Source organism: Nonomuraea sp. NEAU-A123 (genome assembly GCF_018603905.1).
Lineage (GTDB): Bacteria > Actinomycetota > Actinomycetes > Streptosporangiales > Streptosporangiaceae > Nonomuraea.
The window spans coordinates 74,195-89,027 of the sequence record NZ_JAHFZZ010000009.1; the positions used below are offsets into that span (position 1 = coordinate 74,195).

The 14,833-nt window shown below is 70.0% G+C and carries 12 protein-coding genes; 5 read left to right on the forward strand and 7 right to left on the reverse strand.

Going from position 1 to position 14,833, the window contains the following annotated elements; translation table 11 throughout:
* Positions 1 to 5 precede the first annotated feature (5 nt).
* Genes KLK06_RS28075 through pgsA form a run of 4 tightly spaced genes read right to left on the reverse strand, consistent with a single transcriptional unit; the run spans position 6 to position 3,188 of the window.
* On the reverse strand, positions 6 to 536 hold the full coding sequence (locus KLK06_RS28075; RefSeq protein WP_214638991.1) for a hypothetical protein: 531 nt from the start codon (positions 534 to 536) through the stop codon (positions 6 to 8).
* An 8-nt stretch (positions 537 to 544) separates the two neighbouring features.
* A complete protein-coding gene (locus KLK06_RS28080; RefSeq protein ID WP_214638642.1) occupies positions 545 to 1,675 on the reverse strand; it encodes a glycosyltransferase family 4 protein in 1,131 nt (376 codons plus the stop codon).
* On the reverse strand, positions 1,672 to 2,580 hold the full coding sequence (locus KLK06_RS28085; protein WP_214638643.1) for a phosphatidylinositol mannoside acyltransferase: 909 nt from the start codon (positions 2,578 to 2,580) through the stop codon (positions 1,672 to 1,674). Before KLK06_RS28085 ends, KLK06_RS28080 begins: the two co-directional genes overlap by 4 nt.
* Positions 2,577 to 3,188, reverse strand: a complete 612-nt coding sequence (gene pgsA, locus KLK06_RS28090; RefSeq protein ID WP_214638644.1) for a phosphatidylinositol phosphate synthase — start codon at positions 3,186 to 3,188, stop codon at positions 2,577 to 2,579. Before pgsA ends, KLK06_RS28085 begins: the two co-directional genes overlap by 4 nt.
* Positions 3,189 to 3,354: 166 nt before the next feature.
* Between pgsA and KLK06_RS28095 the strand changes: the two genes are divergently transcribed.
* The 3 genes from KLK06_RS28095 to KLK06_RS28105 all read left to right on the forward strand — a co-directional run bounded on the left by KLK06_RS28095 (position 3,355) and on the right by KLK06_RS28105 (position 9,343).
* Positions 3,355 to 5,493: an elongation factor G-like protein EF-G2 gene (locus tag KLK06_RS28095; protein ID WP_214638645.1), complete on the forward strand. Its 2,139-nt coding sequence runs from the start codon at positions 3,355 to 3,357 to the stop codon at positions 5,491 to 5,493.
* Between the two features lie 128 nt (positions 5,494 to 5,621).
* Positions 5,622 to 7,202, forward strand: coding sequence for a glycoside hydrolase family 10 protein (locus tag KLK06_RS28100; RefSeq protein WP_214638646.1), 1,581 nt, complete (start codon positions 5,622 to 5,624; stop codon positions 7,200 to 7,202).
* Between the two features lie 95 nt (positions 7,203 to 7,297).
* A complete protein-coding gene (locus KLK06_RS28105) occupies positions 7,298 to 9,343 on the forward strand; it encodes a hypothetical protein (RefSeq protein ID WP_308168482.1) in 2,046 nt (681 codons plus the stop codon).
* Here KLK06_RS28105 and KLK06_RS28110 read toward each other — a convergent pair.
* A complete protein-coding gene (locus KLK06_RS28110; RefSeq protein ID WP_284735149.1) occupies positions 9,299 to 9,829 on the reverse strand; it encodes an HIT domain-containing protein in 531 nt (176 codons plus the stop codon). The two genes, KLK06_RS28105 and KLK06_RS28110, sit on opposite strands and share 45 nt — an antisense overlap.
* A 982-nt stretch (positions 9,830 to 10,811) precedes the next feature.
* Between KLK06_RS28110 and KLK06_RS62510 the strand changes: the two genes are divergently transcribed.
* Positions 10,812 to 11,201: an Asp23/Gls24 family envelope stress response protein gene (locus tag KLK06_RS62510; RefSeq protein WP_214638647.1), complete on the forward strand. Its 390-nt coding sequence runs from the start codon at positions 10,812 to 10,814 to the stop codon at positions 11,199 to 11,201.
* A gap of 151 nt (positions 11,202 to 11,352) precedes the next feature.
* On the opposite strand, the gene KLK06_RS28120 is transcribed toward KLK06_RS62510, so the two are convergent.
* Positions 11,353 to 12,204: an LLM class flavin-dependent oxidoreductase gene (locus tag KLK06_RS28120; RefSeq protein WP_214638648.1), complete on the reverse strand. Its 852-nt coding sequence runs from the start codon at positions 12,202 to 12,204 to the stop codon at positions 11,353 to 11,355.
* A gap of 403 nt (positions 12,205 to 12,607) precedes the next feature.
* On the opposite strand from KLK06_RS28120, the gene KLK06_RS28125 reads away from it, so the two are divergent.
* On the forward strand, positions 12,608 to 12,811 hold the full coding sequence (locus tag KLK06_RS28125) for a TM2 domain-containing protein (protein WP_138664761.1): 204 nt from the start codon (positions 12,608 to 12,610) through the stop codon (positions 12,809 to 12,811).
* A 57-nt stretch (positions 12,812 to 12,868) separates the two neighbouring features.
* Here the strand turns inward: KLK06_RS28125 and thrS are convergent, their stop codons facing one another.
* Positions 12,869 to 14,833: a threonine--tRNA ligase gene (gene thrS, locus KLK06_RS28130; RefSeq protein WP_374197154.1), complete on the reverse strand. Its 1,965-nt coding sequence runs from the start codon at positions 14,831 to 14,833 to the stop codon at positions 12,869 to 12,871.

A 14,833-nucleotide genomic window follows, 5' to 3' on the forward strand; every position in this document is an offset into this window, starting at 1 on the left:
TCAGGTCATTCAGTTGCCATAGTCGCGGGCGGATTGTCATCAATCTCGAAGAATTGCGGGTATTCGGTGTGCCCGGCCAGGCGCAGAACTCTGGCGAGCCAGCGGCGCTGGGCCGTACGGGTGACTCCCACGGCGCTGTTGTAGAAGCGGCGCGAGTAGACGACCTTGGCCACGGCCGCGCCGAGCTCTTCGAGCAGGACCTGGCCGCCAGGCGACTCCGACAGCTTCTCGGTGAAGCGCTCCTGGTCGACGGCGGCGCGCAGCGCGCCCGACAGGTCGCTCTCGGCGTGCTCGCGTTCCTCGGGCCCGGCCATCCTGGCCTCGTGCGCCGCCGCGGCCAGCACCAGCGAGGTCGCCGGGTCGAGCAGCCGGGAGCCGGCCAGCTCCAGCACCACGGCCCTGCGTCGCATGAGCGCGGCCTCGAGCGCCTCGTGGGCCAGCTCCAGCCGGATGTGCATCCGGTCGAGACGGCCGGCCCGCCACGAGATGTAGACGGCCGTGAGCACCACGACGAGGCCCGCGATCAGCACGATCATGGTCGAGGTCACAGGTCTTCCTCCACGCCGCCCACGCCGCTGGCCGTCACCGTCTCGTAGACCCGGACCACGTCACGGGCGACCGTCGACCAGTCGTACTTGCCGACCGCGACCAGCGCCTCCTCGGCCAGCTTGGCGCGGCGCTCCGGGGCGTCGAGCAGCGCGGCCGCCTCGCGGGCGAGCGAGGCGGGGTCGCCGTTGGTGAACAGCGCGCCCGCCTGGCCGTCGCCCAGCACCCTGCGGAAGGCGGGGATGTCGCTGGCCAGCACGGTCGCGCCGGAGGCCATCGCCTCCGCCAGCACGATGCCGAAGCTCTCGCCCCGGGTGTTGGGCGCGCAGAACACGTCGACCGAGTGATAGGCGCGGATCTTGTCGGCCTCGCTCACCTGGCCGAGCACGGTGACCCGGTCGTGCAGCGCCTTGGGCACCCGGTCGTAGACGTCCTTGGCGTCGCCCGGACCGGCGATGAGCAGCTTGAGCCCCGGACGTTCGGCCGCCAGCGGCTTGAAGGCGTCCAGCAGGATCGGCAGGCCCTTGCGCTCCTCGTCCATCCGGCCGAGGAAGCCGAGCGTGGCGCCGTCGGGCCCCCATCCGTCGAGCGGTTCGGCGTGGGCGTAGCGGCTGACGGTGACGCCGTTGGGGATCAGCACGGTATCGCCGCCGAACTGCTCGACCAGGCTCTTGCGGGCCGCGTCGGAGACCGCGATGCGCCCGCTGAGCTTCTCCAGCGCGCTGCGCAGCAGCGGCTCGGCCACCGCGATGGCCCGCGAGCGCGTCCAGGAGGCGTGGAAGGTGGCCACGATCGGCCCCTTGGCCGCCCAGCAGGCCAGCACGCCCAGGCTGGGCACCAGCGGCTCGTGGATGTGCAGCACGTCGAAGCGGCCGTCACGCACCCAGCGCCGCACCCGGGCCGCCGAGATGAAGCCGAACGACATCCTGGCCACCGACCCGTTGTACGGCACCGGGATGGCCCGGCCCGCACCCGTCACGTACGGCGGCAGCTCCTCGTCGTCGGCGGCCGGCGCGATGACCGAGACGTCGTGCTCCTGCGCGATCAGCGCCTGGGCCAGGTCGTCGATGTGCTGTTTGACCCCGCCGGGCATGTCCCAGGAATAGGGGCAGACGATACCGACCTTCATCTGGCCAGGTCCTCCAGCCAGAGCCGCTGCAGCATGTGCCAGTCCTCCGGGTGCTCGGAGATGCCCTTCTCGAAGACGTCCGTCAGGCGCTGCGCCACGACCGCGACCTTCTCCTGCCTGGTGCCCTCCTCGGGCACGGGGATCTCCTCGTGGATGTCGATCCCCCAGTCGTCACCGTGGAAGTAGACGGTGGCGGGCAGCAGCGCCGCCCCGGTCTGCACGGCGAGCAGCGGCGGCCCCGCGGGCACCTTGGTGGCCGAGCCGAAGAAGCGCACCTCGACGCCGCTCTTGGTCAGGTCGCGCTCGGCCGGCAGGCAGACGACGCCGCCCCGCCGTACGCGCGTGGCGAGGCTGCCGAAGTTGTGGCCGTCACCGCCCGTGAGCGGCAGCACCTCCATGCCCAGCCCCTCGCGGAAGGCGACGTAGCGGCGGAACAGCGACTCGGGCTTGAGCCGCTCCGCGACGGTGGCGAACGGATGGCCCACGCCCACCAGCCACGCGCCGGCCTGGTCCCAGTTGCCCATGTGCGGCAGCGCCAGCACCACCCCGCGCCCGGCGGCCACCGTGTCGTGGATGTGCTCGGCGCCGGTGACGTGTGTGCGGCGGACGATGTCCTCGCGGCGCATCGACGGCAGCCGGAACACCTCGTGGAAGTAACGGAAGTAGGAGCGCATGCCCGCCCTGCTCAGCTCGCGCATCTCGCGGCTGTCGGGATCGAGCCCGGTCACCCTGGCCAGATTGGACTCCAGGCGGCGTACCGACTTTCCACGCCTGCGCCACACCCGGTCGGCCAGGAGCCTGAAGGCCCCCGCGGTCGCGCGCTGGGGCAGCAGCGGGACCAGTTTCCAGCCGGCCGCGAACCCCGCGGCGACGACGCGATCGGTGACGGACGTCTTCTGGCTCATCGCTCCCCAGCCTGCCTCGTCTGCCCATGAACGTGGACCACTCGCTGCACCACCGTGATCGCGCTGGCGATCGCCAGCAGCCACATCCCGGCGGGGAGAATGTACGGCACGCCGAGCCCGGCGAAGAAGGTGGCCACCAGCGCGACGACCAAGCGCTCCGGCCGCTCGGCAAGACCTACGTCACAGGTGAGCCCGAGCCCCTCCGCCCTGGCCTTGGCGTAGGACACCAGGGCCCCGGCGACCAGGCCGGCCAGCGTCACCGCGGCCATCAGCGTGTCGTCCTTCGAGATGAAGTAAAGAATCAGCCCGGAGAAGATGGCGGCGTCGGCCACCCGGTCGAGCGTCGAGTCGAGGAACGCGCCCCAGGTGCTGCCCCCCTTCCCGCCGAGCCGGGCCACCAGGCCGTCGAGCAGGTCGAACAGCACGAACACCGTGATCAGCAGGGCGCCCCACGACAACTGGCCCAGAGGCAGGAAGAGCAGGGCACAGACGACGGTGCCGAGCGTGCCGATCGCCGTGACGACGTTCGGGCCGATCCCGCGGGCGGCGAGTGCCCTGCCCAGCGGGGTGAGTATCCGGGTCATGGCCGGGCGCAGGAGTTTCAACATCGCCGTCTGATCGTAGGCCATTAACGAGCCGACGACTTTCTTTGCCCCATCCCCCTTGTGATATTCGCCACAGGGGTATTTGGTGAACACACCGCGTCCATGCGGTTTCTGTCCCCTCGCTCGGGCGCGGCGTTGGCAACCTCAACCGACGACGCGGGAGGCGAATGTGGCAGAGAAGAACCCTGGCCATGCCATGGGAGCCGCGGGCAGGGCACCAGCGGCCGACAGGGCGGATGCGATACGCAATGTCGTGCTGGTCGGCCACTCAGGAGCGGGTAAGACAACCCTCGTCGAGCAGCTGCTGGCCGCGACCGGCACCATCCAGCGGGCCGGCCGGGTGGAGGACGGCAATACGGTCAGCGACTTCGACGAGGTGGAGGTGCGGCAGCAGCGCTCGGTGAACCTGTCACTCGCGCCACTGGTGCACAACAGCATCAAAATCAATCTTCTGGACACCCCCGGTTACGCCGACTTCGTGGGCGACCTGCGCGCCGGGCTGCGCGCGGCCGACGCCGCCCTGTTCGTCGTGTCGGCCTCGGAGGGCATCGACGGGCTCACCCAGATGCTGTGGGAGGAGTGCAGCCAGGTCGGCATGCCCAGAGCCGTCGTGATCACCAAGATCGACCACCAGCGGGCCGACTTCGACGAGGCCCTCGCCACCTGCCAGGACATCTTCGGCGACGGCGTGGCCCCCCTCTACCTGCCGGTGATCACCAACGGGCACGTGAACGGCCTGATCGGGCTGCTGTCGCAGAAGTTCTACAACTACGCCACGGGCACGCGCACCGAGAAGGACCCGGGCACCGAGTACCAGTCGCAGATCGAGGAGCACCGCGGTGTCCTGATCGAGGGCATCATCCAGGAGAGCGAAGACGAGTCGCTCATGGAGCGCTACCTGGAGGGCGAGCCGATCGACACCAAGGTCCTCATCGAGGACCTCGAGAAGGCCGTCGCGCGGGGCAGCTTCTTCCCCGTGCTCTGCAGCGGCATCGGCGTGGGCGCCCAAGAGGTGCTCGAACTCATGACGCAGGGCTTCCCCTCCCCGCTCGAACACCCGATGCCGGAGATCACCTCCCTCGACGGCAAGCCTGTCAAGGGCATCACCTGCGACCCCGACGGCCCGCTGGTCGCCGAGATCGTCAAGACCACCAGCGACCCGTACGTGGGCCGCATCAGCCTGGTGCGCATCTTCTCCGGCTCCCTGCGCCCCGACATGACCGTGCACGTGTCCGGGCACGGCCTGGCCGAGCGCGGGCACGAGGACCACGACGTGGACGAGCGCATCGGGACCCTCACCTGCCCGCTGGGCAAGCAGCAGCGCAGCGCCGCGAAGGGCGTGGCGGGCGACATCATCGCCGTGGCCAAGCTCTCCCGGGCCGAGACGGGCGACACACTGTCGGAGGTGGAGAAGCCCCTGCTCATGACGGCATGGGAGACGCCCGAGCCGCTGCTCCCCGTCGCCATCCAGGCCAAGTCCAAGGCCGACGAGGACAAGCTGTCGCAGGCGCTGGGCCGCCTGGTGGCCGAGGATCCGACGCTCCGGCTGGAGAACAACGCCGAGACCCGGCAGCTCGTCCTGTGGTGCATGGGCGAGGCCCACACCGACGTACTGCTCGACCGGTTGTCCAAGCGGCACGGCGTCGAGGTCGAGCGCGTCGATCTGCGGGTGCCGCTGCGTGAGACGTTCGGCGGCAAGTGTCAGGCGATGGGCCGCAACGTCAAGCAGACGGGCGGTCACGGCCAGTTCGCGATCTGCCATCTGGAAGTGGAGCCCCTGCCCTCCGGCGGGGGTTTCGAGTTCGTGGACAAGATCGTCGGCGGTGTGGTGCCCAGGCAGTTCATCCCGTCGGTCGAGAAAGGCGTGCGGGCCCAGATGGAGCGGGGCGTCGTCGCCGGCTACCCGATGGTGGACGTGCGCGTCACGCTGTACGACGGCAAGGCGCACTCGGTCGACTCCTCCGACATGGCCTTCCAGATCGCCGGGCAGCTGGCGCTCAAAGAGGCCGCGTCGAAGGTGTCGACGCTGCTGCTGGAGCCGGTCGACGAGCTGTCGGTGCTGGTGGCCGACGACTACGTGGGCTCGGTGATGTCGGATCTGTCGTCGCGGCGCGGCCGGGTGCTCGGCACCGAGCCGGTGGGCACGGGACGCACCCTGGTCAAGGCCGAGGTGCCCGAGCTGGAGATCACCCGCTACGCGATCGACCTGCGGTCCATGTCGCACGGCACCGGCACCTTCCAGCGCGCGTTCCTGCGCTATGAGCCGCTGCCGACGCACGTGGCCGACAAGGTAGCCGCCGGGGACTGACGACCGGTCCGGGCCGGGAGGAGCGCCGTCCCTCCCGGCCCAGCCGTCACTTTCAGCACACGAACATCACGAATCGATTTCTTTTTTTCGACCTAAGCACGTCAGAGGCAATGCAAGACTGAAGCATCATGCGAACCGGACGCCCTCTCATCGCCGCTGCCGCCCTCGCCACCGTCACAGCCGGCGCCGCCTACCTCTTCGGCCCGGGAGCCAAGGAGACGCCCGCGGCGACCGCCTCGACCGGCGTGTCCGGCACGAAGACGGCGAGCTCCGCGCAGGCGAAGACCGTCTGCACCGCCGACGCCCGCTACCCCAAGCGCCAGCTGCGCGGCGTCTGGATCGCCACGGTCAAGAACATCGACTGGCCCTCGCGCACCGGCCTTCCGGTGGCCAAGCAGCAGGCCGAGTACGTCAAGCTGCTCGACGCGGCCGTCAAGCGCCGCTTCAACGCGGTCTTCGTGCAGGTACGGCCGGCCTCCGACGCGCTCTACAGGTCCTCGATCGAGCCGTGGACGCAGTATCTGACCGGTACGCCCGGCAAGGACCCGGGCTGGGACCCGCTGCCGTTCCTCATCGACGAGGCCCACAAGCGCGGCCTGGAGTTTCACGCCTGGTTCAACCCCTACCGCGCCGCCTATGACGCCGACACGGCCAAGCTGCCCGCCGGCCACCCGGCCCGCCAGCACCCTGGCTGGACCGTCAAGTACGACGGCCGCCTCTACTACAACCCCGGTCTGCCGCAGGTCCGCGAGCACGTCACCAAGGTCGTCACCGATGTGGTGCGGCGTTACGACATCGACGGGGTGCACTTCGACGACTACTTCTACCCGTATCCGGGCGAGGGCGGCGCGTTCAACGACGCGGCCGCCTTTACAAAGTATGGTGACGGCGAGAAGCTGGCCGACTGGCGGCGCGAGAACGTCGACAAACTGATCGCCCAGGTCGACGTGGCCGTCCACGCGGTTAAAAAACACGTCAAATTCGGGGTGAGCCCGTTCGGCATCTGGCGCAACAAGTCGGACGATCCGACGGGCTCCAGCACCTCGGGCATGTCGGCCTATGACGCGATTTATGCGGATGCGCGGCACTGGATCAAGTCGGGCACGGTCGACTACATCATGCCGCAGCTCTACTGGTCGCGCGGCTTCCGGCTGGCCGACTACCGGGCCCTGGTGCCCTGGTGGAACAACGAGGTCAAGGGCACCGGCGTCGACCTCTACATCGGCCAGGCCCTCTACCGGGTGGGCACCACGGACGACAAGGCCTGGACCAAGCCCGGCGAGCTAGCCGCCCATCTGACGTTCAACCGCGAATACGAGCGGGTCGACGGCGACGTCTTCTTCAGCGCCGCTCAGTTGCTCAGCAACCCGCTGAGCGCGATCGACCGCCTGGCCAAGGACCACTACAGCCGCCCGGCGCTGCTGCCGCTCATCAAGGACCGCGGCGGCGTCGCCCCGGCCAAACCCGCCGGGGCCAAGGCGGCCGGCACCGTCATCTCGTGGAACGCCAGCCAGGGCGCCCGCTCGTACGCGGTCTACCAGGTCCCGAAGTCGGGCCAGGACTGCCGGACCACCGACGCCCGCAATCTCGTGGCCGTCGTCGCATCACCCACTTTCACCACGAAGACCCCGGGCACCTATCTGGTGACCTCCCTCGACCGTCTCCAGAACGAGAGCGAGCCCGCCAAGGTGACGGTCGCCCCGGCCTGAGAGGCTGGTGCCGAACGGTCTCGCCACCCACGGCGAGGTGAGACGATGCTGCGGACGGTAGCCGTAGATCGTAGGGGGACATTCCCGTGAGGCGCGTGCTGGTCGTGTTGGCGGTTCTCCTGCTGGCCGGGGGGTTCGCCCAGGCGGGGCAGGCCGAGGTCGGTGGCGGGCGGGTGGCGCTCATCGGCGTGCCGGGGCTCCACTGGAACGACATCACTCCGAACGACACGCCAAACCTGTGGCGGCTCGCCGGCGCCAGCGCGATCGGATCGCTGTCCGTACGCACGGTCGGCGGCCTGACCTGCCCCTACGACGGGTGGCTCACCGTGTCGGCGGGCACCAGGTCGGCGGCCGGCTACAGCTGCGGCGCGCCCCCGACGCCGGAGGCGCGCGGCGACGGCGCCGTCATCCCCGACTACCGCTACCTCATCGACGTGGCCGGCCAGCGCAACGCGGGCACGCTCGGCGAGGCCCTGAAGGCCGCCGGCCAGTGCTCGGTCGCGGTCGGCCCCGGCGCCGCGCTGGCGCTGGCCGACCGCAACGGCGCCGTGTCCAGCTATCACGCCTCCCCCGATCAGGTCCCGGCCGCCGACCTGGCGCGGTGCCGGATGGTGGCGGTGGAGGTCGACGACCTGATCCGCCCCTACCTGACCACCGGCACGCTGCCGCGCGTACCCGACCAGCTCGGCGCGCGCGAGCGCCGCGACGCGCTGCGGCAGGCCGACGCGAAGACGGGCGCGCTGCTGTCGGCCCTGCCCGCCGACGCCACCGTCATCCTGGCCGGCCTGTCGGACCACGGCTCCGTGCCGCACCTGCGGGTCGCGATGCTGCGCCGGCCGGGCGCCCAGGGCCACCTGCTGGGGGCCGCCTCCACGCACCGCGACGACATCTCGATCCTGCCCGACCTGACCGCCACCGCGCTGACCACGGCGGGCGTTGCGGTGCCCGACACGGTCGTGGGCGTGCCGCTCCAGGTGGGCCCGCAGGGCGCGACGATCGACCGGCTGCGCCGCGCCGACGCCACCGCCCAGACGATCCGCTCGGTCAAGGGCATCTATTTCACCGTCATCGCCGTGCTGCAGGTCCTGTTCTACCTGATCGCGTTCCTGCTGCTGCGCCGCCGCAAGGGCCTGCCGGGGGTACGCCTGGCGGCGGTCGCCCTGGCGTCGCTGCCCGTCTCCAGCTACCTGGTCAACCTGCTGCCGTGGTCCACCCTGCCCGGCCTGATCGGCGGCGTACTCGGCTGGGTCGCGGCCATCACCGTCCTGTCCTTCGCGGGGCCGTGGCGGCGCGCACCGCTCGGCCCGCTCGCGGTCGTGGCGGGCATCACCGCGCTCACGCTCGCCGGCGACCTGCTGACCGGCACGACCCTGCAGCTCAACAGCATCATGGGTTACAGCGCCGAGGTGGGCGCCCGCTACTACGGCCTGGGCAACATCCCGTTCGCGCTGCTGGCCACCGGCACGCTGCTGGCCACCACGACCATCGCCCACCGCTTCCCGGGCAAGGTGGGGGTGGCGGCGGTGGCGGTGCTGGGGGCGTTCGCGATGGTGCTCGGCGGCTCGGGCATGGGCAGCGACTTCGGCGGCGTCATCGCGTTCGTGCCGGGCATCGCGGTGACCGCGCTGATCCTGGCGGGCAAGCGGGTGTCGATCGTCAAGCTGGGGGCGTTCTGCGTGGCGGGGGCGGTGATCGTGATGACGTTCGCGGTGGTCAACTACCTGCAGCCGCCCGACAAGCAGACCCACCTGGGCCGGTTCGTCGGTCAGGTGCTCACCGGCGAGGCGTTCGACGTCATCCTGCGCAAGCTCAACGCCATGCTCCACACGCTGCTCAGCCCCAACCTGATGCCGATCGTGATCGCCGCCGTCGCGTTCCTCGTCTACGCGATCCTGCGCCCCGAACAGGCCTCCGCCGGAGTGGTGCCCGCCGCCTTCACCTACTCCCCCGCGCTGCGCGCCGGCCTGATCGGCACGCTCGTCAGCGGCGTCATCGGCATGCTGGTCAACGACTCGGGCGCGGCCGTGCTCTCGATGGCCCTGGCCCTGGCGATCCCGCTGCTGCTGTCGGCGGGCATCGGCGCGCTGCCGAGGCCGTCAGTCCCAAGCGTCGGCGAGCAGCTCGCGGGTGTCACGAAGTAGCTGCGGCAACACCTTGGTCTGCGCGACGACCGGCATGAAGTTGGTATCGCCGCCCCACCTCGGCACCACGTGCTGATGCAGGTGCGCGGCGATGCCCGCGCCCGCGACCTGGCCGAGGTTCATGCCGACGTTGAACCCCTGGGCGCCGCTCGCCTTGCGCAGCGCGCGCACCGCCCGCTGCGTGAACTCCGCCAGCTCCAGCAGCTCCGCGCCGTCGAGACAGTCATAGTCCGGTACGTGCCGATAAGGCACGATCATGAGGTGGCCGGAGTTGTAGGGGTAGAGGTTGAGCACCGCGTACACGACCTCGCCCCTGGCCACGACCAGCCCATCCTCGTCGCTCATCTTGGGAATGGCGTCAAACGGACACCCGTCGTCGGCGCCCGTCCCGGTCGGCTTGCCCTCACCCTTGATGTAGGCCATGCGATGCGGAGTCCACAGACGCTGGAAGTTATCGGGTGCCCCGGCCCCTGCCTGATCGTGCATATCTAGCAGCATAGGGCCCCAGGTCCGGGGACAAACGGCACATGCTTCCGGCAGAATCCTGAGCACCGCCCAGAGGAGGGCCGCGATGACCGACCCGTTAGCCGACGACGCCACCACACCGGGCACCACAGAATCCAGCACCACGGGATACAGCACCGCAGAAACCAACTCCACGGGATACAGCACCGCAGGATCCGGCACCACGAGATACGGCGACACCGGGACCGGTGCTGCCGGGACGGGTGCCACGGGATACAGCGACACCGAAGCCGACACCCCAGGACGAGGCACCGACACGTACGGCGTCGACCCGGTCCGCGCCATCGGCTCTGGCGGCTCTGGTCGCTCTGGCCGCGGGGTTCGCGGTGTCAGCGCCGACTCCAGCGGCGCCAGCGTCCGCGACATCGGCGCCGGAGTCCGCGATATCGGCGCCAGCACCGTAGAGCCCAACCCCAACGGACCTGGCCTATCTGCAACTGGCACCGCTGGAACTGGCCTCTCTGGAATCAGCACCACCGAATCTGGTCTCGCCGGCCATGGGACTGCTGGATCTGACTCCGCCGGATCTGAGGCCGCCAGATCCGGCCCCGCCTTCGGCCCTGACCTCACCGGCCCTGCGCCCACCGGACTTGGCCTCTCCGATCCTGGGCCCAATGCGTCTGGTGCCGTTGGCTCTGGAGCCGCAAGCTCTGGGCCCACTGGATCCGGGCTCACTGGATCCGGCCTCTCTGACCCTGGGCCCAATGCATCTGGTGCCGTTGGCTCTGGGCCCACTGGGCTTGGGCCCGCCGGCTCTGGGCCCGCTGGACTCGGGCCCACTGGGCCTGGCGCCGCCGCTGGGCCTGGCACCGCTGCGTCCACAGCCGTCGGATCCGGCGCCTCGCCGTACACCGGCGCCGCCCCCTACTCCGGTGCCGCTCCGTACGGAGACGCGGCCGCGCCGACGTTCGCCGGCGAGCAGCCGTCTGCCACCGCAGCCGTGGTGAAGGGCCGGATCAAGGTCGCGGACGAGGTGGTGGAGAAGGTGACCTTCCTCGCGGTGATGGAGGTGCCGGGCGTGGCGGACCTGGGCGGCGACCTCGCCCGAGCCTTCGAGTCGGTCCGCGACCGCATCGGCATCGGCTCCCGGCGCGGCACCCAGGGCATCAACGCCCAGATCCAGGACCGCCAGGTGGCGGTGAGCCTGACGATCGTGGTCGAGTACGGCCACGTGGTGATGGAGGTCGCCACCGCCGTCAAGACCAACGTGGCCCGCAGCGTCAGCCGCATGCTCGGCCTACGGGTAACCGAGGTGAACGTCACGGTCGACGACGTCCGCCTCCCGGGCGAGCCCAAACCCACCACAGACCCCCCGGACCCAGACCCCTTCTGAACAGAGAGGGAACCCACGCAAGCCCCCGAGCCCCGGACGCGACACCAGAGCACCGACCCGAAGCCGGGGGCCCGAGCACCGGCCGGGCCGGGGCGGCGGGCCAGCGGGCCAACCACCCCGGCCTCATGACACCGGCGGAGCGCTCGGCGTGTCAGGGCAGGGTGTCGGCTAGGCGGTGGATCTGGTCCGGGTCGGAGGCCCAGCAGTAGAGCATCACCTCGTCGGCGCCGATGCCGGTGAACGCCGTGACGGCGTCCCGGATCCGGGTGGGTGTGGTGAGCAGGCCGTTCAGCATGTGCTCGGCGCGGCCGGTGAACGCGTAATAGCCGCCCATCTCCTTCCGGGCCTCCGCCAGCACCGCCTCCGGGCCGAGGGCGACGTTGACCTGGGCGACCAGCCGGGGACGACCCTCGCGGCCGGCGAGCGCCCAGCGCTGTTCCACGTCGCGGAAGGCCGTGTCCATCCACTCGGGCCCCAGGCCCGCGCCGAGGAAGCCGTCTCCCCACCTGGCGACACGGTCGAACACGGCCGGGACGAAGCCGCCGAACAGCACCTCGGGGCCGCCTGGACGGGCGGGCGCGGGGCCGATCGGGCCGGCGCCGTCACCGTACGGCTCGCCGGACCAAGCGCGTCGCAGGAGGGCTAGCTGCTCATCCAGGCGGCGCCCCCGCCGGTGGACGTCGGCGCCGGCCGCCAGGTAGTCGTCCTCGCGCCCGGCCGTGCCGATGCCGAGCGTGAACCGGCCGCCGGACAGGCGGTCGAGCGTGGCGGCCTGCTTGGCCAGGACGGCGGTGTTGTGGAGGGGCGCGATCAGTACCTCGGTCTGGACGCGGACGCGCGAGGTGGCGCCGGCCAGGACGGCGAGGGTGACCAACGGCTCGGGGTTGTCGTAGACGAGCCGGTCGAGCAGGCCGAGCGAGCTGAAGGGGCCGGCGTCGGCGCGGCGGGCCCAGGTCAGCAGCTTGGCGGGGTCGTTGATGGGAAGGCCGAGACCTACGTTCATCGGGAGAACACTCCTTCGAAAGGGCATGCGAACATTCGCACCGCCCCTCCGGGTCCTCACACGCGATGTGCGGGCCTTGCTTCCGCTCTGCGGCATCTCTCTGGGAAGCGTGATCTTCAGAGTACGGTCAGCGTACCGCACGCCCTGGCCCCCCAACCGCGGGCGCATCGCGGCCGGGCGAACCACCCACCTTTTTATCCCGCTTTAGCGGATATTTACCGAGATGGAAGGATATTTCGGCATATGGCGCGCGTCGGCTGACAAAGCGCCGAAACACTGGTGGCCCGTGGCTCCTGTTGCTAGCGTTCGTGCTTCGCGGTGATCACTCCCGCGGATGAACACCGACCGGGCTCACCATGCCCTCAACGCCCGGCCCAACTCCCCCATCGAAAGGGACCATTTCATGGCCAAGTCATGGATCGTCGCTGTCCTGCTCTGCTTCTTCCTGGGCGCGCTCGGCGTCCACCGCTTCTACGTCGGCAAGATCGGCACCGGCATCCTCCAGCTCATCACCCTCGGCGGTCTGGGCGTCTGGGTGCTGATCGACTTCATCATGATCCTCATCGGTAAGTTCACCGACAAGCAGGGCCAGCCGCTCGCCAAGTAACGCATGAAGGGGTACGGCGGACACCCGCCGTACCCCTTCATCATGTCCAGCCGAAAGTCAGACCTGAACGCGGCGCTCCACGGAGTTGACGATCTCGGCGATCGCCTGCTCCACGGGCACGCCGTTCTTCTGCTCGCCGTTGCGGTAGCGGAACGAGACCGCGCCGTTGGCGATGTCGTCGTCGCCGGCCAGCAGCATGTAAGGGATCTTGGCCTTCTGCGCGTTGCGGATCTTCTTCTGCATCCGGTCGTCGGCCGTGTCGACCTCGACCCTGATGCCGCGCTCGCGCAGCTTCTTGGCCACGTCCTGCAGGTAGGGGGCGTGCGCGTCGGCGATCGGGATGCCGGCGACCTGCACGGGGGCCAGCCACGGAGGGAAGGCGCCCGCGTAGTGCTCGACCAGGACGCCGAAGAAGCGCTCGATCGAGCCGAACAGCGCCCGGTGGATCATGACGGGCCGCTTGCGGGTGCCGTCGGACGCCTGGTATTCGAGCTCGAACAGCTCGGGCAGGTTGAAGTCGAGCTGGATCGTCGACATCTGCCAGGTGCGGCCGATCGCGTCACGCGTCTGCACGGAGATCTTCGGCCCGTAGAAGGCGGCGCCGCCCGGGTCGAGCACCAGCTCCAGGCGTTCGGCCTCGGCGACCTCGCGCAGCGTCTCGGTCGCCTCCTCCCACACGTCGTCGGAGCCGACGAACTTCTCCGGGTCCTTGGTGGACAGCTCCAGGTAGAAGTCGTCGAGCCCGTAGTCGCGCAGCAGGTCGAGGACGAAGCGCAGCAGCGAGGTCAGCTCGTCGCGCATCTCCTCGCGGGTGCAGTAGATGTGCGCGTCGTCCTGCGTCATGCCGCGCACCCGGGTCAGGCCGTGGACGACGCCCGACTTCTCGTAGCGGTAGACCGTGCCGAACTCGAACAGCCGCAGCGGCAGCTCCCGGTAGGACCGCCCGCGCGCCCGGAAGATCAGGTTGTGCATCGGGCAGTTCATCGGCTTGAGGTAGTAGCGGGCGCCCTCGAGCTCCATGGGCGGGAACATCCCGTCGCGGTACCAGTCGAGGTGCCCCGAGACCTGGTAGAGGGTCTCCTTGGTGATGTGGGGCGTGTTGACGAACTCGTAGCCCGCCTCTTCGTGCTTGCGCCGCGAGTAGTCCTCCATCACCCGCCGGATCACGCCGCCCTTGGGGTGGAAGACCGCCAGCCCGGAGCCCAGCTCGTCGGGGAAGGAGAACAGGTCGAGCTCCGCGCCGAGCTTGCGGTGGTCGCGCTTCTCGGCCTCCTCCAGCATCTTGAGGTAGGCGTCCTGCTTGTCCCGCGACTCCCAAGCGGTGCCGTAGATGCGCTGGAGCTGCGGGTTCTTCTCGCTGCCGCGCCAGTAGGCGCCGCCGGAGCGCATCAGCTTGAAGGCCGGGATGGACCTGGTGGAGGGCACGTGCGGGCCGCGGCACAGGTCCTTCCAGCACAGCTCGCCGGTCTTCGGGTCGAGGTTGTCGTAGATGGTCAGCTGCCCGGCGCCGACCTCGACACCGGCGTGATCGTCGGAGTCGCCGCCCTTGAGCCCGATCAGCTCGAGTTTGTACGGCTCGGCGGCCAGCTCCTCGCGGGCCTCGTCGTCGGAGACGGCCCGGCGGGAGAACAGCTGCCCCTGCTTGACGATGTCGCGCATGCGCTTCTCGACGCGCTTGAGATCGTCGGGGTGGAAGGCCTGCTCGACGTCGAAGTCGTAGTAGAAGCCGTTCTCGACCGGCGGCCCGATGCCGAGCCTGGCCCCGGGGAACAGCTCCTGCACCGCCTGCGCCATGACGTGGGCGGTGGAGTGGCGGACGATGGCCCGGCCCTCGTCGCTGGAGACTTCGATCGGCTCGACGACGTCGCCCTCGGCGACCTGGTGGGCCAGGTCGCGGGGCTCGCCGTTGACCCTGGCGGCGATGACGGCGCGGCCGTCGGCCTCCAGCGCGTCACCGGCCGTCGTGCCGGCCGCGACCACACGCTCGGCTCCGGCGAGGGTGATGCGTAGCTCGGCTGACAC